The organism is Hyphomicrobiales bacterium, from assembly GCA_016125495.1.
Lineage (GTDB): Bacteria > Pseudomonadota > Alphaproteobacteria > Rhizobiales > RI-29 > RI-29.
In genome coordinates this window covers 1-21,290 of the sequence record WGLQ01000032.1, presented here as the reverse complement: position 1 = coordinate 21,290, position 21,290 = coordinate 1, and the positions used below count along the sequence as shown (strand labels likewise).

16 protein-coding genes and 2 pseudogenes are annotated in these 21,290 nt (G+C 65.3%); 13 read left to right on the top strand and 5 right to left on the bottom strand.

Going from position 1 to position 21,290, the window contains the following annotated elements:
• Nucleotides 1-229 precede the first annotated feature (229 nt).
• Complete coding sequence (locus GC150_17465; GenBank protein MBI1386694.1) at nt 230-691, top strand: hypothetical protein; 462 nt, start codon at nt 230-232, stop codon at nt 689-691.
• 133 nt (nt 692-824) lie between these two features.
• Here the strand turns inward: GC150_17465 and GC150_17460 are convergent, their stop codons facing one another.
• Together GC150_17460 and GC150_17455 are read right to left on the bottom strand one after the other, a co-directional pair.
• Nucleotides 825-2,312, bottom strand: a complete 1,488-nt coding sequence (locus GC150_17460; protein MBI1386693.1) for a hypothetical protein — start codon at nt 2,310-2,312, stop codon at nt 825-827.
• A 313-nt stretch (nt 2,313-2,625) separates the two neighbouring features.
• Complete coding sequence (locus tag GC150_17455) at nt 2,626-2,952, bottom strand: hypothetical protein (protein MBI1386692.1); 327 nt, start codon at nt 2,950-2,952, stop codon at nt 2,626-2,628.
• 292 nt (nt 2,953-3,244) lie between these two features.
• Here GC150_17455 and GC150_17450 point away from each other — a divergent pair, with 292 nt between their 5' ends.
• Nucleotides 3,245-3,970 carry a hypothetical protein gene (locus GC150_17450; GenBank protein ID MBI1386691.1) on the top strand — a complete coding sequence of 242 codons (726 nt, stop codon included), beginning with the start codon at nt 3,245-3,247 and terminating at the stop codon, nt 3,968-3,970.
• Nucleotides 3,971-4,756: 786 nt separating this feature from the next.
• Here GC150_17450 and GC150_17445 read toward each other — a convergent pair.
• On the bottom strand, nt 4,757-5,557 hold the full coding sequence (locus GC150_17445; GenBank protein ID MBI1386690.1) for a helix-turn-helix domain-containing protein: 801 nt from the start codon (nt 5,555-5,557) through the stop codon (nt 4,757-4,759).
• A 113-nt stretch (nt 5,558-5,670) separates the two neighbouring features.
• Here GC150_17445 and GC150_17440 point away from each other — a divergent pair.
• Together GC150_17440 and GC150_17435 are read left to right on the top strand one after the other, a co-directional pair.
• Nucleotides 5,671-6,274 (top strand): annotated as a pseudogene (locus tag GC150_17440) (hypothetical protein).
• A gap of 184 nt (nt 6,275-6,458) precedes the next feature.
• On the top strand, nt 6,459-7,595 hold the full coding sequence (locus GC150_17435) for a glycine cleavage system protein T (protein MBI1386689.1): 1,137 nt from the start codon (nt 6,459-6,461) through the stop codon (nt 7,593-7,595).
• Here GC150_17435 and GC150_17430 read toward each other — a convergent pair.
• The gene (locus GC150_17430) at nt 7,347-7,991 is read right to left on the bottom strand and encodes a hypothetical protein (protein ID MBI1386688.1); all 645 of its coding nucleotides are present in this window, start codon (nt 7,989-7,991) and stop codon (nt 7,347-7,349) included. The genes GC150_17435 and GC150_17430 overlap by 249 nt on opposite strands.
• A 390-nt stretch (nt 7,992-8,381) precedes the next feature.
• Between GC150_17430 and GC150_17425 the strand changes: the two genes are divergently transcribed.
• From GC150_17425 to GC150_17415, 3 genes and pseudogenes are all read left to right on the top strand, one after another.
• Nucleotides 8,382-10,565, top strand: a complete 2,184-nt coding sequence (locus GC150_17425) for a hypothetical protein (protein MBI1386687.1) — start codon at nt 8,382-8,384, stop codon at nt 10,563-10,565.
• 368 nt (nt 10,566-10,933) lie between these two features.
• Nucleotides 10,934-11,032 (top strand): annotated as a pseudogene (locus GC150_17420) (FAD:protein FMN transferase).
• Nucleotides 11,033-11,037: 5 nt separating this feature from the next.
• Nucleotides 11,038-12,897 (top strand): heavy metal translocating P-type ATPase, encoded by a 1,860-nt coding sequence (locus tag GC150_17415; protein ID MBI1386686.1) that lies wholly within the window; start codon nt 11,038-11,040, stop codon nt 12,895-12,897.
• A 522-nt stretch (nt 12,898-13,419) separates the two neighbouring features.
• Here GC150_17415 and GC150_17410 read toward each other — a convergent pair.
• Complete coding sequence (locus tag GC150_17410) at nt 13,420-14,316, bottom strand: LysR family transcriptional regulator (protein MBI1386685.1); 897 nt, start codon at nt 14,314-14,316, stop codon at nt 13,420-13,422.
• A gap of 321 nt (nt 14,317-14,637) precedes the next feature.
• Here GC150_17410 and GC150_17405 point away from each other — a divergent pair, with 321 nt between their 5' ends.
• The 6 genes from GC150_17405 to GC150_17380 all read left to right on the top strand — a co-directional run.
• Nucleotides 14,638-15,582, top strand: a complete 945-nt coding sequence (locus tag GC150_17405; protein MBI1386684.1) for an NAD-binding protein — start codon at nt 14,638-14,640, stop codon at nt 15,580-15,582.
• Between the two features lie 33 nt (nt 15,583-15,615).
• Nucleotides 15,616-17,166, top strand: coding sequence for a peptide ABC transporter substrate-binding protein (locus GC150_17400; protein MBI1386683.1), 1,551 nt, complete (start codon nt 15,616-15,618; stop codon nt 17,164-17,166).
• Nucleotides 17,167-17,272: 106 nt separating this feature from the next.
• Nucleotides 17,273-18,226, top strand: coding sequence for an ABC transporter permease subunit (locus GC150_17395; protein MBI1386682.1), 954 nt, complete (start codon nt 17,273-17,275; stop codon nt 18,224-18,226).
• A 10-nt stretch (nt 18,227-18,236) separates the two neighbouring features.
• The gene (locus GC150_17390) at nt 18,237-19,061 is read left to right on the top strand and encodes an ABC transporter permease subunit (protein MBI1386681.1); all 825 of its coding nucleotides are present in this window, start codon (nt 18,237-18,239) and stop codon (nt 19,059-19,061) included.
• A gap of 11 nt (nt 19,062-19,072) precedes the next feature.
• On the top strand, nt 19,073-20,731 hold the full coding sequence (locus GC150_17385) for a nickel ABC transporter ATP-binding protein NikE (protein MBI1386680.1): 1,659 nt from the start codon (nt 19,073-19,075) through the stop codon (nt 20,729-20,731).
• 346 nt (nt 20,732-21,077) lie between these two features.
• Nucleotides 21,078-21,290, top strand: a 213-nt coding sequence (locus tag GC150_17380) for a hypothetical protein (GenBank protein ID MBI1386679.1), incomplete at its 3' end; no start/stop codon positions are given.

Here is a 21,290-nt window from a genome sequence, read left to right as displayed (position 1 = left end):
GCCGCGCCGGCAAGGGCGGCAGCGCGCTCCACGCCGCCGTCACCGCCAACGCCGACGCCTTCGCACGGGACCTCGCCCCGGTCCTCGCCGACATCCGGTCCAAGGGGCATGTCTCGCTGCGGGCGATTGCCGCCGAGCTCACACGGCGCAGCATCAGGACGCGGCGCGGCGGCGCCTGGGGCGTCGGGAACGTCAGGGGATTGGTGGCGCGGGCCGGGTGCATCCGACCATGAAGCTGACGCGCGTCATCGCCAGCGCCGCGGCATCGGTCGCGGAATGGGAGGTCGGCGGATCGGGGCGAATGGAAAATCGTGGTTGCTGCCAGCCATTGCCGAACGACTGCAGGCATGGGGTGCGGATGAAAAAGTGCCGGCTTGCGCGCGGTCACATGTCCGCCCAGAGGATGGCGGGCGAGAATGTGCGGACGGCGAACGGCGCGGCGGCGATCGGTTTCGGCGATCTCCGGCTCCCTCAGGTCAACAGCCGCTGGCGGATCGAGGATCCGGCAGCCCCGTTCGATCTCTTCAAGGACGGGACGGTGCGTGGTGGCGCGTTGCTGCGGCCGCAGCCCGATGCGAACAAGGCGGCCATCCGCGCGGCCGTCGCCCGGCGGGTGATCGCGAACCACGGGGCGAGTGGGCCATGGGACGTCCCGCTCCCGTCGGTCGTAATCTCTGGGAAAGCCTATTGATCAGCCCTTGGGGACGAGGGTGGCATATGTGGTTCGCTCACTGTGCCCGAAGCAAGCTTCGAACCGCTCCGCCCTCCCCTGGCGATTCCTTCCGCATAGCCATCCACAATACCATCCAAAGCGAGTTTACCGTCTAGTTCGCCAGCGCTACGGCGATCGCGGCGAGGGCGTCGACACGGCGGTAGTGGATCGCCAGCATCTCATCGAGCGAGGCGAGCGCATCGTCGACTTTGCCCGCTTTGGCTTGCGCGATCGCAACAAGGCTCAACGGATATCCGCGATCCAAGGGCGTGGAGAGGCGAAGGGCGGCAGCTCTTGCCGCGTCGAGCCGGCCTGCCTTCAAGTGCTCCTCGACAAGCGTTCGCAGCGCCGCATCACGGGCGCCTTGTTCCGTGATCAACGCCAATGCCGCTTCTGCATCGCCTCCGTTGAGCCGGATGCGCGTCATCGCCGCCATCGCCATTGCACCCGCGCGGTGAGTTCCCTCGACCAGAGCGGCCGCCCTGTCCATCCGATCGAGTGAATTCTGAGCGCGCTCGTTGAGGCCTGCGCGAACCTCGGCGTCGGCGATATGGGCATGGAGGAAGGGCCGAGCCGCTGGCCGACCCTCCTCGGCGGCATGCGAAGCAAGTTTGAAGGCCGCAGCTGCCTCGACCTTTCGCCCCGCCTGCGCTTCGACAACGCCCGCCGCCGTCGCGATCCTGACGCGCGGCCAGTCGCCGCCCATGGAGCGCACGAGGTCGAGGGCCTCGGCCGTCAATCCCGCTTCGGCCAGGCCGATACCGACCACCTCGAGAAACGTCTCGCGGGAGCCCTGATCGTCGAAGCGCCGGGCAGCGTCGGCCGCCCGCTCGAATGTCGCGCGCGCTTCCTCTCTGCCGCCCGCAGCCGCCTGCACGACCGCGACATCGCGCATTTCGTAGACGGTCCAGACGGGGTTTCCCTGCGCGGACGCGACCTTGGACGCATCTCGCAGCAATTCGAGCGCCTGATTGGGATGCGACACCGACAAGGTCTTCGCGATATCGACGAGGCCTCGCAGTCGCCAGTCCGGCGAGGCAATGGCGCGCACCAGTTCGATCGCCTCATCGGCGTCGCCCCATTGGCTCATGGCGGTCGCGATGCGCGGCAAAGCGAAGTCGCCGGGCTGGCCGGCGCCCTTGGCAAGTTGGAGCGCGAACGCCGCTTTCGCCCTTGCCCCCGCGATGTCGCTTCTCGCGGCGAGTGCTTGGGCAACGGCCAGCTCCGCGACGGCCCGCCAGCCGGGATTCAAGATGGCCGTTGCCGTCTGGTCCGCTTCGGCGAAGCGTCCCGCCTTGGCAAGAGCAGCAACGAGGCCGATACGCACGAGCAGGCTGGCGCTTTGCTGGCGGAGGGTATGCGACAGCGCGAGCGCTTCCTCCAAGCGCTGCCCCTCGGTCAGCGCCCGCACGATGGTGTCGAAGCCTTCGGCGCGTGATGTCTCCTGGCTCAAGGCACGAGCGCTGCGCGTGGCCTCCGCGAGAACGCAGGCCCGAGTCGGCGCGGCACGGCAGGCGGTCCAGGCAGGGTCGGGGGCCTGCGCTTGGGCCGGGGTGACCGAAAGCAACGAAAGGGCGATCAGCATTGACCTGCTTAGCATCACTGAAGCACCTTCAGGGCGCCCGACCACCGGTCAAACATGCTGCATTTACTCGCAGCCGGAATGGGTCAAAAGCACGTGTCGGTCGGCGCCCACCCGCGAGCTCCGGCGAGGCTACCACACAGCGGCGACCCTGTAATCTCCGGCCCGCGTGGCCATCGCTTAGGCTCGCCACGCTGGCGTGGGCGGCCGCCGTGATGATGACCTTGGGGTGCTCCCCAAGCGGCGTCAGCCAATTGGCACGGTCCTGGCCGTGGTCCGACCGTTTGCAGGAATCGGGTGTGGAGGGAAAAGTTTGGGCTCGAGCGCGCCGTCACGTGTGCGCCGAGAGGAAGGCGAGCGAGAATGTGCGGACCTCGAACGGCGCGGCGGCGACCGGGTCGTCGTCCTTGAAGGTGGCGGTGAGCAGCCATTTGCCGCCGGTGAGTTCCAACACTTCGAGCGTCTTCAGGTCGGGGTCGGCCAGCCGGACATGCCCGACCCCGACTTCGAGCGCCTCGCCTGCGACGGTCTTCGCACGCGAGAGCGCGACCTTGCCGAAGTCCTCGTGTGGAAAGCCGAACGGTGCCTGAGCATGTGCAGCGCCCGCCGATAGCGCCAGCGCCACCAGCGTCGCAATGGTGAAACAGGCCCTCGCCATCTTGGCGCCGTCTCCTCGCGCTCCGTCTTGCCGGAAGTGCCGCTCGATTTCGGAATTGTCGGTTCGGCGCCGCCTTGAAAACCGGTTCCGCAATCGCGCTCGTGCACCCACTGGCAAGAATGTCAAAATCTGAGCCATTTGAATGGCCTGGTGCCGAAGCGGCCTTGATCCTGCACGCGTGGGAACGCTCTGCCGCGTAGACATCGGTGCTGTAGGCGGTTGATCGGCAGCCCATACGCCCCCAAGATCGCGGCTTCGAATGGTCGCGAGCGAGATAAGGGTGGTTTTTCCGATGGTCTGTACGGGTTTCGAGAAAGAGCACTCATCCGGTCGCACCGGCGCACCGCCGGCAGGTGGGCGCTCGCCGGTCGTTAGGCTGGTCGCGGGGGCGTCGCCGCGACGGCGCGCCGGCCGGCTCCGACTTTGCGCGGCGGGCACACTCCTTCTCACACTCCTCGGTATTCTCGGCGCCTCGTTCACCGCGCCCGTTCTTGCGCAGTCCGCCAGCGCGCGAACGTTCGAGGGGCGATGCCACGACGCCGCCGCCTGGTCCGGCCACAGTGACGGCAACGGCAGCGGCTATGCCGCGATCACCCCATGCAACGAGGAGGAGCCGGCCGCCGTCCTCAGCCTTGCCTGCGAGCCCGGCACGAGGATGCTGAAGGGCGGCATCGATTTTCTCTCTCCCGATGGTCAGCCCGCCGGGCCGATCCCGGTGACCATCACCATCGATGGCGAGCAGCACCTCGTCGACGCTATTCCCAACTACCTTGGCCTCTACGAGAGACTGGAGTTCCCGCTCGCGCCCAACCAACCCGTCGTCACCCGACTGATGGCGGGAAGGGGCGGCACTGTCGCCTATCCGGGCCGAGCGGTGAATTTCCATCTCAAGGGTTCGCGGCGCGCCATCGAGACGATGCTGGCCGGGTGCGACCTGACCACGGCGGCCCGGGCGCCCTGGAGCGAGGGCAGCGCGAGCCCCCCGGACAGCGAGAGCCGCCAAGGCGCCGGTGCCTGAGCCCGTCGTTCGCTACGAGACCGAGCCCGGCCAGCAGATGCAGGCGAACTATGAGAACGTCCGTCGCGGCAGAGAAAAAACAGCGGTCTGCATGGCGGGGGCTTGAAGTCGGTCACTTCGGATCGATGGCTTGTCCGCGCACTCGCCATCGGCTGGCCGCGAAACCATTTCATTCTGAATTGCCCTGGTTCTGAGTTATTTTTGGCCAAGCTGGGTCGCAGACCAAGGGCGCTAGCCAATTGCGCCAATTCGATTGGAGATGCACCCGGGTTGATCCGCGTCTCGTCTTTCATATTGCCCCTGAAACGTCGCCCCTGGCTTGTCCCTCCGTACCCAGACTGCCATGAACTACGCCGCAGAGCGAGGCCCTAGCCTGCCGGTTCCACCGTCATGCGGGCAACGATGAGCGGATCATCCATGAACGAGGATCTTTACAGCGCGCCCGTGACCTTTGCCGAGGCGTGAGCCGATCCGGAGCCGTATGGGGCAGTCTATGAAGCTGTCCGCGATACCATCCGCGAGCCCATCGATTTGCTCGCGCCTGTCCAGCGCCCCGCAGCACATGCTTGGCGCTATTTCGACGAGGTATTAAACGGCGGCCATGCTCAGTACTTCATGAACCTCGACACGCTTTCCGTCGACCCGGTGCGGAACCGCGACTGCCAGTGCGAAATCGGGTGCATTGCGAGCCGCTCGGCCAGAGCCTGCGACAGACCATCCTCACCGTGTTCCACCAGATCGGCGAGTTCCGGTGCGCGAGCCAACGCCGCGTCACTCGATCATGACCTAGGCGAACGCGTCGGCGATCCGCTCGACGGCGGTCTCGAGATCACCGAGATGGCGTCGTGCCATCTCGGCCTGATCGAGAAAAGTCCTGATCCAGACGATGTTGATGCATCCCAGAACCCGACCTTCGCGCTGGATCGACACGGCGATGGTATTGACGCCGTCATCGTAGCGCGAGAGCGGCAGAGAAATATGTCCGCCACAGCTCCGCTCCCGGGCCCCGTAACCTTGCTCGCGCGACTCCTCGATCAACCGGGAGATGAAGCTACGGTTGCTCGCCAGACTTTCCGATGGGGAATCGCTTGCTTGCAGCGTTGCAAGAATTTCGTTCCGCTCCTCGTCGCGGCAGAAGGCGCGATAGGCACGGCCCGGAGCCGACCGTAGCATGTCGATCGGGAAACCGACGGTGATGCGTGCCAGCGTCAGATGCGAATAGCTGCGGCTCGTCTCCGTCAGCTCCATGTGCGAGCCGACGCGCACGGAGAGATCGGAAGGCCAGATCACCTTGCGGCACAGCTCCGCCAGAACCGGCGCTGCCGCTTGGGTCAGGCGAGAATTGGGCAGGCCGGACGCGTGCGCCCGCATCAGTGGTGCCGGGTTCGCATACCAGCGCGCATCCGCCAGGCGGCGGTTCGCCCAGCCCTGCTCGTGCAGTGTCTTGAGAAGGCGCAAGAGCGTGGCCTTGGCGAGGCCGCACCTGCGGTGCAATTCGTCCAAAGACTGCGGACCGGCTTCCTGCAATGCGGCAAGCACTCGCAAGCTCCGTTCGAGGCCACGGACGGTCTTGACCTGGGATTCCATGTCACCGCCTCGCGTTCCACCTGGTGAAATCTACGCTCGAAGGGACTGGACGCGCGAGCGAGCGCTACTCGGTCTGGCGAACAAACCGCTCGCTACAGCGTGGAGGAAAGCCCATGGCCATCGGCTCGAAGGAGGACGGGTTCGCCGTTGTGGTCGGGACCTGCGACACCAAGTTCGAGGATCTCGACTTCATCAGGTCGATCCTCTTGGCCCGTCGCGTGCCTGTGAAGCTGGTCGATGTCGCCGGCCCTAATGCGATTTCGCGCATCGTCCTCGGCAACGCGGCGTACATGCTGGCGGGGGCGATCTAAGGGAAAAATCCCGGCCGGCAGGGGCAAGACCAAGGACAAACCGGCAATCGGCTTCAAGATGTTCGGCGTGACGACGCCCTGCGTGACACGCATGGTGGAGAAACTGGGCGACCGCTACGAGTGTCTCGTATTCCATGCGACGGGCACGGGCGGCCGGACGATGGAGAATCCGGCCGACAGCGGTCGCCTCGTCGGCATGATCGACTCGACCACCACCGAGATCGCCGACCTGCACATGGGCGGCGTCATGAGCGCGGGTGCGGATCGCCTCGGCGCCACGATCCGCACCAAGATGCCCGACGTCGGCTCCTGCGGTGCGCTCGACATGGTGAATTTCGGCGGCATCGATACCGTTCCCGAGAAATACAAGAACCGCAAGCTCCACGTCCACAACGCCCAGGTCACGCCGGCGCGTCGTGCAGGTGTTCGCCGAGACCTGCCGCGACGACTTCGGTTCGCCGCGGGGCAAGTCGCTCGTCGTCGATCGAGCAGTGGGATCGGCGAGGGCCGAGGCTGGCGCCGAGGTGCGGGACGTGCTGTGACGTTTCCGTCGGGCAGAAGGCTCGAGGTGGGAGCGACGGGGACGGGCCATGAACTTTGCGATCGGGATCGGGTCGAACATCCGCAAGTCGGCGTATTTCGATGCGACCGTGCGCGACGGCGTACGCTGCTTTTCCGTCTACAACCACATGTTCATTCCCGGCCATTTCGGCGATCCCGACGGCGAGTACGACCGGCTCTTGAAGGGTGTGGTCATGTGGGACGTGGCGGCGCAGCGTCAGGTGGAGTTGCGCGGTCCCGATGCCGGTGCCCTCGCGCAATACCTGACGCCCCGCAACCTTGCCGGAACCCGCATCGGGCAGGGGCGTTATGTTCCGCTCTGCGATCACGACGGCATCCTCATCAACGATCCGGTCCTGCTCAAGCTCGCCGAGGATCGATACTGGCTCTCGGTCGCGGACAGCGACATCCACCTCTGGGCGGCAGCGATCGGGCGCGAGAGGGGCCTCGATGTCAGGGTGAGCGAGCCCGACGTCTCGCCACTCGCCATCCAGGGGCCGCATGCGATCGAGGTCGCCGTCGCCCTCTTCGGCCAATGGGTACGCGATCTCGCCTACTTCGCCTTCCGCGAGACGCGGCTCGACGACATTCCGCTCGTCGTTGCGCGCTCGGGCTGGTCGAAGCAGGGTGGCTTCGAGCTCTATCTGCAGGACGGGAGCCTCGGTGACGACCTCTGGGAGCGCGTGAAGGCGGTCGGTGCGGCCTACGGGATCGGACCCGGGGCTCCGAACGACATCGAGCGACTGGAAAGCGGGCTCATCTCCTATGGCGCCGACATGCGCTGGCAGACGCACCCGGCGAACCCGTTCGAGATGGGCTTCGGGGCGATGATCGACCTCGATGCGAGGCACGATTTCGTCGGGCGTAAGGCGCTTGCGGCAATAGCGGAGAAGGGAATTGAGCGGCGCCGGGTCGGCCTACTCATCGAAGGTGCGGCGAGGGATCCGGTCGGCCATCCGGTCGCGCTCGCTCTCTCGGGCGAGACGGTTGGGCACATCGCCGAGATCGCCTGGTCGCGCCGCTTCGGGCGGATGATCGGCGTCGGGCTCGTTCGCTCGGAGATTGCCGACGGCACGCGAGGGCTCGTTGCGGCCCTGCCCGAGGGCGATCGTGCCGTGGCCCTGACGGGATTGCCGTTCGCGCAGCCATTCGGCGCCGAACCTTGAGCCCGGATCGCACCGCGATCGTGCCCCCGTCGATCTGAGCCGCCCCAGGCAACGAGCGCTTGCGCAGGGCGACCTCTTCGATACGCCGTGCACATGCGCCCCCAGGAAGACCGCGACCGGCGCCTTGTCGGCGGATCGGCGAGGCGCCAGGAATGACGGAAAATTTGAGCCCTTGGCGAGCTTGGTGATCGCCACCGGCACGATGCCGACGCCGGTGCACCAGTCGCGCACGCGATAGCCGTTGCGATGGTTCGTGCGACCGGCCGAGCGCTCGCCTCGGTCGGCACCAGTCAGGCCCTCGACCTCGTCGTCCCTACCGAGCGAGGCGAATTTGACCTTCATTCCCTTGATGAGATCACTGTCGGGGTCCTTCGCAAGCAGCGCCTTCACCGCCATTCTGTCGATGCCGACGAACCTCGGATCCTGTCCGTTCGACAGTTCGAACCCGAACCAACGTCGAGCCGGCCCAAGACCGATTCCCTCGTCGTCGCCCCTCTGGACGTCCTGTGGACGAGGGATCCATTCGGCGTTGCACGGCTCTCGCCCTGCGGGCTCCCTAAAAGCAACGCCGCTGCCTCGTCTCCCGCATCACTTCCCGAGGCACCAGCCCTGCTTGGGCACGACGCCATAGGGTCGAGGGGACACAAGTCCTGAAGAATGAGACGCGAGGTTCCGAATGAGATTGCCCAAGATCCGTAGCATGATTACAGCTCTATACGCTGGTGATTCATCCATTCGGCGGTGGTGAATGACATTGGCAATGCCTTGGGTAGGGTGGGGGTCCCCATGTTGCACGCCAGGTCCATTGCTATCGCTAGCCTCATCGGAGCGCTGAGCTGCGGGATCGCGTTCGCCGACCAGCCCGGCTCCAATATCGCCAAGTGGGCGCCCTGGCTCGAAGTGGGCGGCTACGCGTCGAACACGCAGTCGCGCGGCGAGGTGGCGGGATGGGCGCCGCTCTGGCAGCAGGGGGGCAGTCTGGCGTTCATCGATGCCAGAGGGCGGTTGCTGGAAGGCGACGTCCAGGAAGGCAACCTGGCGGTTGGCTACCGGGTCATGCACGGCGGCGGCTGGAATCTAGGCGTCTGGGTCGGCTTCGATCATCGACACACCCGCCTCGACAGCAGCTTCAACCAGGTCGCATTCGGCTTGGAGGCGCTGCATCCCGATTTCGACATTCGCGCCAATGGTTATGTTCCTACGAACGAGCGCGATTTCGTCAGTCAGAGCAGTTCGTTCGCGGCGCTGCTTTCCGACACCAGCCTCTTCATTCAGCAGACCTCGAACACCGGCTGGGAGTACGCGCTCCGCGGCTTCGATGCCGAAGTGGGTGTCAGGGTGCCGTTGGAGCTGTTCGGCATCGGCGAGGAGACCCCGTTCGACTACAGGGCCATGCAAAGCGAGTTGCGCCTCTACGCCGGCGGCTTCTGGTTCGATCAAGACGAATTCCGGGGCGAAATCGCGGGCCCGCGCGCGCGGACCGAATGGCGCATGGAGAATGTCCTGTCGGGGGTGCCCGGCTCGCGGCTGACGGCCGATGCGAGATACGAGTACGACGATGTGCGCAAGGACCGATTTGAAGCCGGCCTGAGATTGCGGCTGCCCTTCGGTGGCGCCGACGATGGTCGGTTCGGTGACGGTCGTTTCGCGAATCTCACCGCGCAGGAACGGCGCATGAGCGAGGGGGTCGTGCGCGATGCCGACATCATCACGAGCTGGCAGGTCGAAACGACCCTCAGTCTCGAGGGCGCCGAGGATGCGCTGACCGGTGTCGACTTCGACCGGGTTGCCTTCGTCTCCGCTGGCGGTAGCGTGACGAACACATCGAATGCCGCCGGCGCCAATTCGCTCATCATCGTCAACGGCACCGTGGTGGGCTCGCAAACCCTGCAAGGCAACCAGACGCTTCAGGGGGGAGGCTCGACCATCCGCATTCGCGGCCTCGACACCGGCACCGAACTGGACTTCACCGCTCCGGGCGCCGCCGGCGCACTCACCGCGCCGGCCGTGAACACCGACAATCTGCTGCTCGGCGGCTCCAACACCCATGTGTCCGGCCTCGAGGTCGTCGGCTCTGGTCCCGGAGGCTTTGGCGATGGCGTCGATGTCGGAAGTGACAAATCCAATATTTTCCTCACCAACCTCCAAATCTCCAATACGGGTGGCGACGGCGTCGATATCGACGACAACAATCAGCTCTTCATCATCAATGTCAGCACCTCGATGACCGGCGAAAGCGGCATCGATATCAATAACGGAAACACGGTGTCGATCCAGGGCGGCACGCTGGCCAGTGCCGGCGATGATGGACTCAGCGCCGATGACGACAATTCCTTCACCGTTGCAGGCCTGATGATCACCTCGCCTTCCGACAGGGGCATAGATATCGGCGATAACAACACGGGCACGTTCACAGGCGTGAGCATCACCGATGCGCTCGACGACGCCGTGCATATCGATGACGACAACACCTTCACTTTCGCCGGCCTGACAGTCGACGGCGCTGGCGACGACGCCCTCGAGGTCGGCTTCGACAACACGGTCACAATCTCGAATTCGACCGTCAGAAATACGGACTTCGGCATCTTCGCGAATGGCATAGACAACACGATCACTGTGACGAATACGAGGTTCAGCGACATCACTTTTGATGCCGTGCTCGACTCTGGTTTCGGGAACAGCTTCCACTTTGATGGGGTGACGTTCCGCGACATCGGGGCCATCGTCATCGACCTGAACCCGAACGCGACGTTGTTCGTTGCCAATACGACCTTTGCTGGCGTGAATGGTGGTCCTCTGTTCCGTTTCTTCGGAGGCCCAACCACGGTTCAGGCTGGCAGCATCGGCAACACCAACCTCTCGACCAACAACCCTCTCCTGTGCAGCACCGACTTTGGCGGTTCCTTCACAGGGACGATCAGCTTCGTCGACGGAACGATCCTTCAAGACAATATTCTCCCCTGCAATTGAGGCCGGGGAGGCGAACCAGGATCGGTCCAATTGCCCCTGAGAGTCGGCACCACGATTTTCTGATGCCGGGATAGTGGATCGTCTGCCTGACAGCTGGCACGGTTGTGTCGGCGAATCAGGACCGCACCATGAGCAGCCGAGCGAAATGCAAGCACTTGGCGGCCTTCAAGGCGAAGGTGGCGATCGCGGCCATCCAGGGTGATCGCTCGATTGCACGGATTGCCGGGCACATCGACGTTCACCCGAACCGGTTGACGACGTGTCGGACGCGGCAGGAAGGCGCCGAAGCCGACCTGTTCGATGGATGTGTCATGGCTCAAGTCTCCCGAGAGTTGGAGCCTCCGGCAATCTCGGGACGGTTCACTCGGTTTTTCATGCGCGATGATGAAGGGAACACGAGGGGCGTGGGAGTCTGGCGACCTTTTTCCGAAGAGCCAGCGGCAATCGCCTCGGTCAGGGGAAGCTGAGCCGCATGGAACAGGCCCGTACCGATCGATTCAAGACCGCAATCCTGCTGCTGGCCGTCGCCGGCTTGACTGGCGGACTTGCGTTCGACTTCGCCGGCCAACCGGATATCGCAAATCCCGTCTGGATCGCCGGAGTCGTTCCCGCGCTCGCCGCGCTCGTGGTCGAAATTCTTCGGAGCATCGGGCGCGGCGAGGTCGGTCTGGACATCGTTGCCGCGCTGTCCATGTCGGCGGCACTGGTCTTCGGTGAGACCCTCGCGGCAGCGGTCGTCGCGGTGATGTATTCGGGCGGCACTTTCCTCGAGGCCTTCGCCGAGGGACGCGCCCGGCGCGCGATGCACGATCTGTTGTCCCGCGTGCCACGGACGGCGACCCGGCACCGCAACGGTGGTCTGGAGGAGGTGCCGCTCGATGCGCTCGTCCCGGGGGATCGCCTTCTGATCCGGCAGGGCGACGTGGTGCCGGTAGACGGCACAGTGGCCTCTGATACGGCCTTCCTCGACACCTCGGCGCTGACCGGCGAGTCCCTGCCAGTCCGGCTGGCGCGCGGGGCCGACGCCATGAGCGGCTCGACCAACGCGGGCGAGGCCTTCGACCTGACGGCGACGCGCGAGGCCAAGCACAGCACCTATGCCGGGATCGTCCGTCTGGTCGAGGAAGCGCAGGCGTCCAAAGCGCCGATGTCCCGCCTGGCGGACCGCTGGTCGCTGGGCTTTCTGGCCGTCACTGTCAGCATCGCATTCGCGGCATGGTGGTTCACCGGCGATCCGATCCGGGCTGTGGCCGTCCTGGTCGTCGCCACGCCCTGTCCGCTGATCTTGGCCGTACCCGTCGCGCTGGTCGCCGGGCTGTCGCGCGCGGCGCATTTCGGCGTGCTGATCAAGGGTGCGGGGCCGCTCGAGACCATGGCGCGCATCCACACGCTGATCCTCGACAAGACCGGCACTCTGACCGACGGCCGCCCGCAGATCATGTCCGTCGACAGCACGGGCGGCATGGCCGAGGACGATATCCTGCGCCTCGCCGCAGCGCTCGACCAAGCCTCGAAGCACCCCGTCGCCCAGGCAATCGTGGCCGCCGCGAAGGCGCGGGGCTTGACGCTGCCCGTTCCATCGGAGGTGACGGAGATGCCGGGCGAAGGTGTCTTGGGCAACGTGGAGGGCCGCCGCGTCATCGTCGGCGGCGACGGCTTCCTGAACTCCCAGCTCGGACGGCGGCCGGATAAAAAACCCCCCATTGCCGCTGGCTCCGTCCTCGTCGCCGTGGCGGTCGACGGCCGCATGGCGGGGCACCTCGTGATGTCCGATCCGCTCCGCGAAGGTGCAGGCGCCATGCTGAAGGGGCTCCGCCGTCAGGGGATCGGGCGCATCCTATTGGCCACCGGCGACCGCGCGGACGTGGCCGAGCGCGTAACCGAAGGGCTCGGGTTCGACGGGCTTCGGGCCGGGCTGACACCCGATCAGAAGGTGCTGCTCGTACTGACCGAGCGCAAGAATGGGCCGGTGATGATGGTCGGCGACGGTGTGAACGACGCGCCCGCTCTGGCCGCGGCCGATGTTGGCGTGGCGATGGGGGCACGGGGCGCCGCCGCCTCGGCCGAGGCGGCCAATGTTGTTCTCCTCGTCGACCGGATCGACCGACTGGGACTGGGGATCGAGATCGCACGGGCCTCGCGCCGCATTGCCGTCGAAAGCGTCGTCGTCGGGATCGGCCTCTCGGTGATGGGCATGTTCGCTGCAGCCTTTGGCTATCTGACGCCGGTACAGGGGGCGCTCCTGCAGGAGGCGATCGACGTGGCCGTTATCCTGAACGCGCTCCGCGCCCTGCGCATCGCATCGCACGAGCCCGCCATTCCGAAGCCTTAGACTGTCTCCTGCGGGCAGGTCGACATCGCACGGGGAGAGCCACGCCATGAGCCGCCCCTGGCATTCCGAAACCCACACGGTCCAGCGCATCCGACCTGAGACCGGTTTCCACCGTCAAAACGCTGCGAAGCGACATTTCGTATCGCACCATTGATTTCGAACCGAGCAAGCGCACCCTGGCCCTTGGCCTGGTCGGTCAGCGCGTCAGCCCCACGACCGCCTCGCGCCGCTGTGCCCGCGCAGGTCGAAGCGAAGCTTCGCCACGTCAACCTGCAACGCAGCGATCGATGCGAGGAGCACTGGCGCAAAGGGTTCGAGGCCGACCGTCAGCGATTCTTCGCCCCTGGGGTGAGGTGCTGACGAACGGCTTTTGCACGTGGCTCAGTGCTTGAAAATCCATTGGTGGAGCCCTGTTGCCAATCCCATCTGGGCCTTTGATCTTGTTGGCCGATCCGGCAGCACGCTGAAATTGAAACTGAACGACGCTGGCCGGCAATTGGTCCAGAATGCGGTTGCCTCGTGCTAACCACTCCAGTCGGTGCGCAGGAGCCAATCCCTGAACAACAGGACCTCGGCGGGAGGACGCTTTCGAGCCGCGGGCTGGAGCAGATAGTGGGCCCGCTTCAGCTCGAGTTCGAGGTCGAGTGGGGCGACCAGGCGGCCCGAGTTGAGATACGGGCGGGCAAAGAGCTTCGATAGCAGCACGACACCCACCGACGAGCACGCCAGTTCGGCAGCCGCCAGCGTCGTGTCGACGCGCGGCCCCGAGGAGATCGTCGGTATTCCCGCATACTTCAGCATGGCGCGGCGCCAGAGGTCGTCCTGACCGGCGACATCGATCATGCGATCGGGGGGCAGGAGGGCGAGATCGTCGATCGTGCGCAGGCTCTCGGCCATCTGCGGGCTGCACACGAGGATCGCGGAATCGTTGGCGAGCAGCGTTGCTTCATAGCCCGGCCAGGTTCCCAGACCGAAGCGGATATCGAGGTCCGCCGCACTCGTATCCTCCGAACTCGCCCAGATCGAGGACCAGAAATTGATCCGGATGGCGGGATGTCGGGCGCGGAAGTCGCTGAGGCGCGGCCCGAGGCAAAGCACCATGAACGAAATGGCGACACGCACAGTGATGTGGTTCTGGCCAACCTGCGCAAAGAGACCCGCGGTCGAGGCGAACAACTCGTCGAACGTGCGACGGATGGCGGGCAGGTAAGCCTGACCGATATCGGTCAACTGAAGGTGGCGCGGCTTTCGCTCGAAGAGCTGCGAGCCGACCATCCCCTCGAGACACTTGATCTGATAGCTGACCGTCGCCTGTGACAGGCCCAGCTCCTCGGCGGCGGCCGTGAAGCTCATGTGCCGGGCCGCGGCTTCAAAGGCCATCAGCCACTTGAGAGGCGGGTACCGAAAGCCAGCGGGCATGGGGTTGAACGATCGAAATATGGCGCAGAAATCGCAATATGATCTCAATTTTTCGATCGATCAATGGCGTACCGATCCATTGCCGCCAGAAACGCCAGCAAGTTCCCCGCTTGACCATGGGCAAGGAGCAGCGGTCAGCCGGAGTCGCGGCGGGCGGGCTCGCGGTGGCGACGGCTCGTCGATCGATCGAACGGTTTGGGTCTTGAGCCCAAGCTGCTCGATTGGACTTGTCCGGGTCGCTCTTCCTACCCTGCGGACCGGTGCGAGGCCAACGGGTCGCAAGGCGAAACAGCCGGCGCCCTTTCAGGAAGCGAAGCGTCCATGAAGTACGGTTTGGTTGGTGTCGGCAACCTCGGTGAGACGATTGCAAGGAACCTGCTCGCCGCTGGCTACGATCTCACCATACACGACCTGCGCCGACGACCCGAACTCGAGGCGGCTGGAGCGCGCTGGGCGGCATCGGCGAGCGAGGCGGCACGAGATGTCGATGGGTTGCTGACCTGCCTGCCCTCGCCGCAGATCTCGACCGCGGTCATGACTGGGCCCGGCGGCGCGCTTGCGGCCATGTCCGAAGGCGCGACTTGGATCGAGACCAGTACGACGGACATCAAGGCGATCCGCCACGTCGCAGGGCTTGCCGCCGAGCGTGGCGTTGCGACGCTCGAAGCCCCGGTCACCGGCGGCATCCACCGTGCGGAGCGCGGCTCCATCACCATGCTGGTCGGTGGCTCGAAGGAGGAACTCGACCGCCACCGTCCGGGGCTCGCATGCTTTGCCGATCCGATATTCCATCTCGGCGAGATCGGATCGGCTTCGATCCTCAAGGTCATCACCAACATGCTGGCCTTCGTCAATCTCATCGGTGCCGGTGAAGGCCTCCTGCTCGCCAAGCGTGCCGGTATCGACCTCGGCGTGGCCTATCACGCCATCCAGGCCAGTTCCGGAAACAGCATCGAATTCGAGACCGTGGCGCCCGTCATCCTCAACGGCAGCCTCGATACCGCATTCACCCTGGCGCTGGCCTGCAAGGACCTCGGGCTGATGATGGAACTCGGGCGCAGCCACGACGTGGCGCTGAAGTTCACCGGACTGATGGATCAGATGTTCATCGAGGCCAAATCGAAATACGGCGGTGACGCCTGGACACCCCACGTGATCAAGATGATGGAGGAGGCAGCCGGCGTCGAGATCCGTGCCGAGGGCTTTCCCGATCGGATGATGGAATATCGCGACGTGCTGGCCTGGTGCGAGGCACACAAGCGTTAGGAATCGGCGTTTCTTGAACGGAGAAAAACGGCCATGGCGAGGAAATTAACACGGCGTACTGTGTTGCGGACGACGGGTGCGGCGGCCCTGACGTTTGGCTCGGGACTGCTGTCGGCCATAGACGGCGCGGCAGCGGCCGCACCCAAGCGTGGCGGGCATCTGCGGCTCGGCATCGGTGGTGGTCACTCGGGCGACTCGCTCGATCCGATCACGTTCGCCGACCTCTTCATGGCGGTGCTCGGAGCCGGCGCCCTCTACAGCCGCCTCACCGAGGTCGATGTCGACGGCAAGCTGATCGGGGCGCTCGCCGAGAGCTGGCAAGCCTCGCCCGATGCGGCGACCTGGACCTTCGAGCTTCGCAAGGGCGTCACATTCCACGACGGCAAGCCATTCACTTCCGCCGACGTGATCGCCTCGATCAACCATCACCGGGGACCGGATTCCAAATCCCCGATCAAGCAGATCGTCGACCCGATCGAGAGCATGGCGGCCGACGGCGACAGCCGCGTTGTCATCAAGCTCAAGGGTGGCAATGCGGATTTCCCCTACCTGCTCTTCGATTATCATCTCTGCATGATGCCCGAAGGCGCCATGGGCAAGGGTATCGGGACCGGAGGCTACGTCCTCGAGAGCTTCGAGCCCGGAGTGCGGGCGGTCGCCAAGCGCAACCCCAACTATTACCGGGGCGACGCACGCGCCCACTTCGACTCCATCGAGTTGATCAACTTCGCCGACATCGCGGCGCGCACGAACGCCCTCCTTTCGGGCGGCGTGGACATCATCAGCGGCGTCGACCTCAAGACGCTCGAGCGCCTCAAGAGCGTGCCCGGCATTGCCATCAACGAGCAGACTGGCAACAAGCACTTCATGTTCCAGATGATCACCACGAACGATCTCTACAAGGACAATAATGTCCGCATGGCGTTGAAATACGCCGTGGATCGCGAGGAGATGTTGGAGAAAATTCTCTACGGCCACGGCATGCTCGGCAACGATCACCCAGTCGGGCCGGCCAATCGCTACTTCGATCGCAGCCTCGAGCAGCGCGCCTACGATCCCGACAAGGCGAAGTTCCACCTCAAACAGGCCGGGCTCTCGAGCCTCACCGTCGACCTCGCAACCTCTGACGGCGCCTTCGCCGGTGCCGTCGACATGGCCGTGCTCTATCAAAAGAGCGCTGCGGCGGCCGGCATCACCGTCAACGTCGATCGCGTGCCCGGCGATGGCTACTGGAAGAACATCTGGCGGGTCCGCCCGTTCTGCGCCAGTTATTCCTCCGGCCGCGCCACGGAGGATTGGATGCTCTCCTCGTCCTATCTGAGCGGCGTTCCGTGGAACGCGACCCAGTGGAGCAACGAGGCGTTCGACAAGCTGCTGATCGCCGCGCGCACCGAACTCGACGACGACAAGCGCCGCCAGATGTATGGCGAGATGCAGCGCCTCATCCGCGACGACTGCGGGGTTATCGCGCCACTCTTCACGAACCACGTGGAAGCGCATTCGTCCAAGCTGGCCCATGGTCAGGTCGGCAATGCCTCGGAGATGGACAGCGGCCTGATGATCGAGCGCTGGTGGTTCGCCTGAGAGTGGCCCGCGGGAGACTTGCGCCGCCTCGGGCGAACCGGCAGAGTTGCACGAGAGGGGGGCCGCTGGGCGGCCCCCCGTACTCCATCGAACGGCGAGAAGCATCGTGACGCTGGCCACGCGACTGATCCTCGGCCGCCTGCTGCTCGGCCTCGCCACGTTGCTCGTCGTTTCCGTCATCATCTTCGGCGCGGTCGAGTTGCTGCCTGGCGACCTGGCGGACGAAATCCTCGGCCAGTACGCGACGGAGGAGACGACCGCCGCGATCCGCCGCGACCTCGGGCTCGACCGACCTGCCGTGGAGCGATATTTCGAATGGCTCGGCGCCATCTTCTCGGGCGACCTCGGCACCTCGCTCGCCAACCGGCGCGAGATCAGTGAGGTGATGGCATCGCGGGCCGGCAACACGCTGTTCCTGGCGGCGCTCGTTGCCGTCATTTCCGTGCCGCTCGCCATCGGGTTCGGGCTTTTGGCGGCCCTATACCGCAACACGCTCGCCGACCGCTCCATCAACGCCATCGCGCTCTCGGCGATCTCGATCCCGGAGTTCCTCATCGCCTATATCCTCATCGTGACGCTGAGCCGCACCGGCTGGTTTCCCTCCTTCGTCGTGATCGATGCGACGACGAGCCTTGTCGATCGCATCCACCAGAGCCTGCTGCCGGCCTTCGCGCTCACCGTTGTTGTCGCCGCCCACATGATGCGGATGACGCGGGCGGCGATCATGAACCTGTTGGCCTCCCCCTACATCGAGATGGCGCATGTCAAGGGCGCCCCGCTCGGCGCCGTTATCCTTCGTCACGCCTTGCCCAATGCCCTCGCCCCGATCATCAACGTGGTCGCCCTCAATCTCGCCTGGCTCGTGGTCGGGGTCGTCGTGGTCGAGGTCATTTTCGTCTATCCCGGGCTCGGCCAACTGATGGTGGATGCCGTGGCCAAGCGCGACATCCCCGTCGTGCAGGCGTGCAGCCTCTTTTTCGCCTGCGTCTACATCCTCCTGAACCTTGCGGCCGACATCGGCGCGATCCTCGCCAATCCCCGACTGCGGCATGCCCGGTGAGGTGCGAGCGATGACCCTTGCAAGGAGCCTTCGCAGTGCGCCGCCGACCGCCTGGTTCGGCATGATCGTGATCGCGACCTACGTCTTCGTTGCGCTCTTCGTCGATCTGATCGCGCCCTACGGTGAGCGCGAGGTGGTTGGCGCCCAATACCTTCCCTGGAGCGCCGAGCACCTGCTCGGAACCGACAATCTCGGCCGCGACATGCTCTCGCGCATCCTCTACGGCGCGCGGAACACGGTCGGCATCGCCTTCCTCGCGACCGTCCTCACCTTTCTCATCGGCGTGCTGCTCGGCCTGGTTGCGGCCGCGATCGGTGGCCTCGTCGACCAGGTCCTCAGCCGGATGGTGGATGTGCTGATGGCGATCCCGCTGTTCATATTCGCCCTCCTGCTGCTGACCATCGTCGGCACCTCGATCATCAATATGATCCTCGTCATCGCGGTTCTCGAGGCAACGCGCGTCTACCGGCTGACGCGCGCCGTCGCGCGCGAGATCGTGGTGCTCGACTACATCGAGGCGGCGCGCCTGCGCGGCGAGCGGCTCGCCTACCTCATGTTCAGCGAAGTCCTCCCCAACATCACCGCGCCGCTCGCCGCCGAGTTCGGCATGCGCTTCTGCTTCATTTTCCTGCTCATCGCGGCACTGTCCTTCCTCGGGCTCGGCATCCAGCCGCCGACCGCCGATTGGGGCTCCATGGTGCGTGAGAACGCCACGCTCATCACGTTCGGGGATATCACGCCGTTGCTTCCGGCGAGCGCCATCGCGCTGCTTACGGTCGCTGTCAATTTCGTGGTCGACTGGCAGCTCTTCCGGGCCAGCGGCTTGCAGAAGTGAGGCGGATGGAGATGACCGTGCGACGCACCGCTCATGACCCGCTGCTCGAGGTTCGCGGGTTGAGAATCGAGGCCTCGGTCGACGGGCAGGTCTCGCCGATCCTCCAGGGGGTCGACCTCCACGTGCGGCGCGGTGAGGTTGTCGGCATCATCGGGGAATCGGGGGCGGGAAAATCCACTCTCGGGCTTGCGGTCATGGGCTTCACGCGCGACGGCTGCCGTGTCGTCGGCGGTCATGTCTCTTTCGACGGGATCGATATCCTCTCCCTCGGGGAAAGGGCGCGGCGGAGACTGCGCGGAGCGCGGATGGCCTACGTCGCCCAGTCGGCCGCGGCGGCATTCAATCCCGCGTTCCGCCTGATCACCCAGTATGCCGAATCGCCCGTGCGGTTCGGCATCGAGACCCGCAGCGAGGCAGAGCGGTCCGCCGTCGAATACTATCGCAAGATGCAGCTGCCCTCGCCGGAGACCTTCGGCCTGCGCTATCCGCACCAGGTCTCGGGCGGTCAATTGCAGCGGGCGATGACGGCGATGGCGATGTCGTGCAAGCCTGAACTGATCGTCTTCGATGAACCGACCACCGCGCTCGACGTCACGACGCAGCTCGAGGTGTTGCGCACGATCCGAGCGATCGTACGCGAGCAAGGCACCGCCGCGCTCTACATCTCCCACGACCTCGCCGTCGTTGCCCAGATGGCCGACCGGATCCTGGTGCTTCGCCACGGGCGGCCCGTCGAGGAGGCGGAAACGCGGGCCATGCTGGCGGCTCCAAAGGATGATTATACGAGGACCCTCTGGGCCGTGCGAAAGCTGCGCAAGCCCGCCTCGTCCCCGCCCCCCGATTCCGGACCTCCGCTTCTCTCCATTCGTTCCATCGAGGCGGGCTATGGAAATTCGAAGGTCCTGCATGACGTTTCCCTCGACCTCGTCGCCGGACGAACCGTCGCCGTCGTCGGGGAGTCGGGCAGCGGAAAATCCACCCTGGCTCGCGTGATGACCGGCCTGCTCCCCCCGACCTCGGGTGACCTCCTGCTGCGCGGCCGGCCGCTCGAGCCGAGCTACCGCAGGCGTTCGCGCAACGAATTGCGCACCATGCAGATGATCTATCAGTCCGCCGATACGTCTCTCAATCCGAAGAAGCGCGTCCGGGAGATCCTCGAGCGTCCGATGAAAAGCCTCCTCGGTCGCACCGCCCGCCAGCGGCTCGAACGGGTGCGCGAACTCCTGTCGATGATCGAACTCGAGCCGGACGTCTTCATCGACCGACTGCCCGGCAGTCTTTCGGGAGGACAAAAGCAGCGCATCGCGATTGCACGTGCGCTCGCCAGTGATCCCGAGATCGTCATCTGCGACGAGATCACCTCGGCGCTCGATCAGGTCGTCGCGGAAGGCATTCTCCGTCTGCTCCAGCGCCTCCAGAACGAACTCGGGATCACGTATCTCTTCATCACGCACGACATCGAGACCGTCCGAGCCGTCGCCGACCTCGTCGTCGTGATGTCGAACGGGCGGGTCGTCGAATCCGGCCCGAGGGATACCGTTCTCGAGAGCCCCACGCATCCCTATACGATGCGCCTCCTCGACAGCGTGCCGCAGATCGATGCCGATTGGCTCGATGGACGGCTCGCTCGCGGGATTGCCACCGACCATGAGACGCCAGCCGCGGGATGACGGACGGGCGCTCTGCGGGGCGACGATCATCGGCCCGAGAGCCGGCCCGGCCTCGGCGTATCGAACACCCGCGGCTCACCGCCGGCTGGATCGGGATGTGCCGGGGCGGCGAGCTTTCTCGCGTACGCCTCGCCTCGAGGGGCGCCTCGACGATCCGGTATGGCTCCGCTCGGCGGCAGTAGTGATCACCGGATCGAACGGGTCAGGCATTGACCCGAGGTCCGCTGGACAGGGACGTTGCCGGATCGGATCGGCCCCCGCCTCGGCGCGATCGCCTCTCGCCCTTCCATTCGCACGCGCGAGGCGGCATCATGCCGCCACGACCGGTGAGAGCGGGAGGGGCGCGATGACGACGAACCGAATTACAGTGCTCACCACGGTGTTGTTCGCCCTGGCGGGCCTCGCCGCGCTGGCCGCTCCCGCCGCCGCCCAGACCGTCGCCTACGACGCCGGCTCGATCTACGACCTCGACCCGCCAGCCAACCAGGCAACCGGCAACCGCATTCTCGAGCAGGTCGCCGGCTCGAATGACATGGAGCCCGTGCGCGAACTCGGTGAG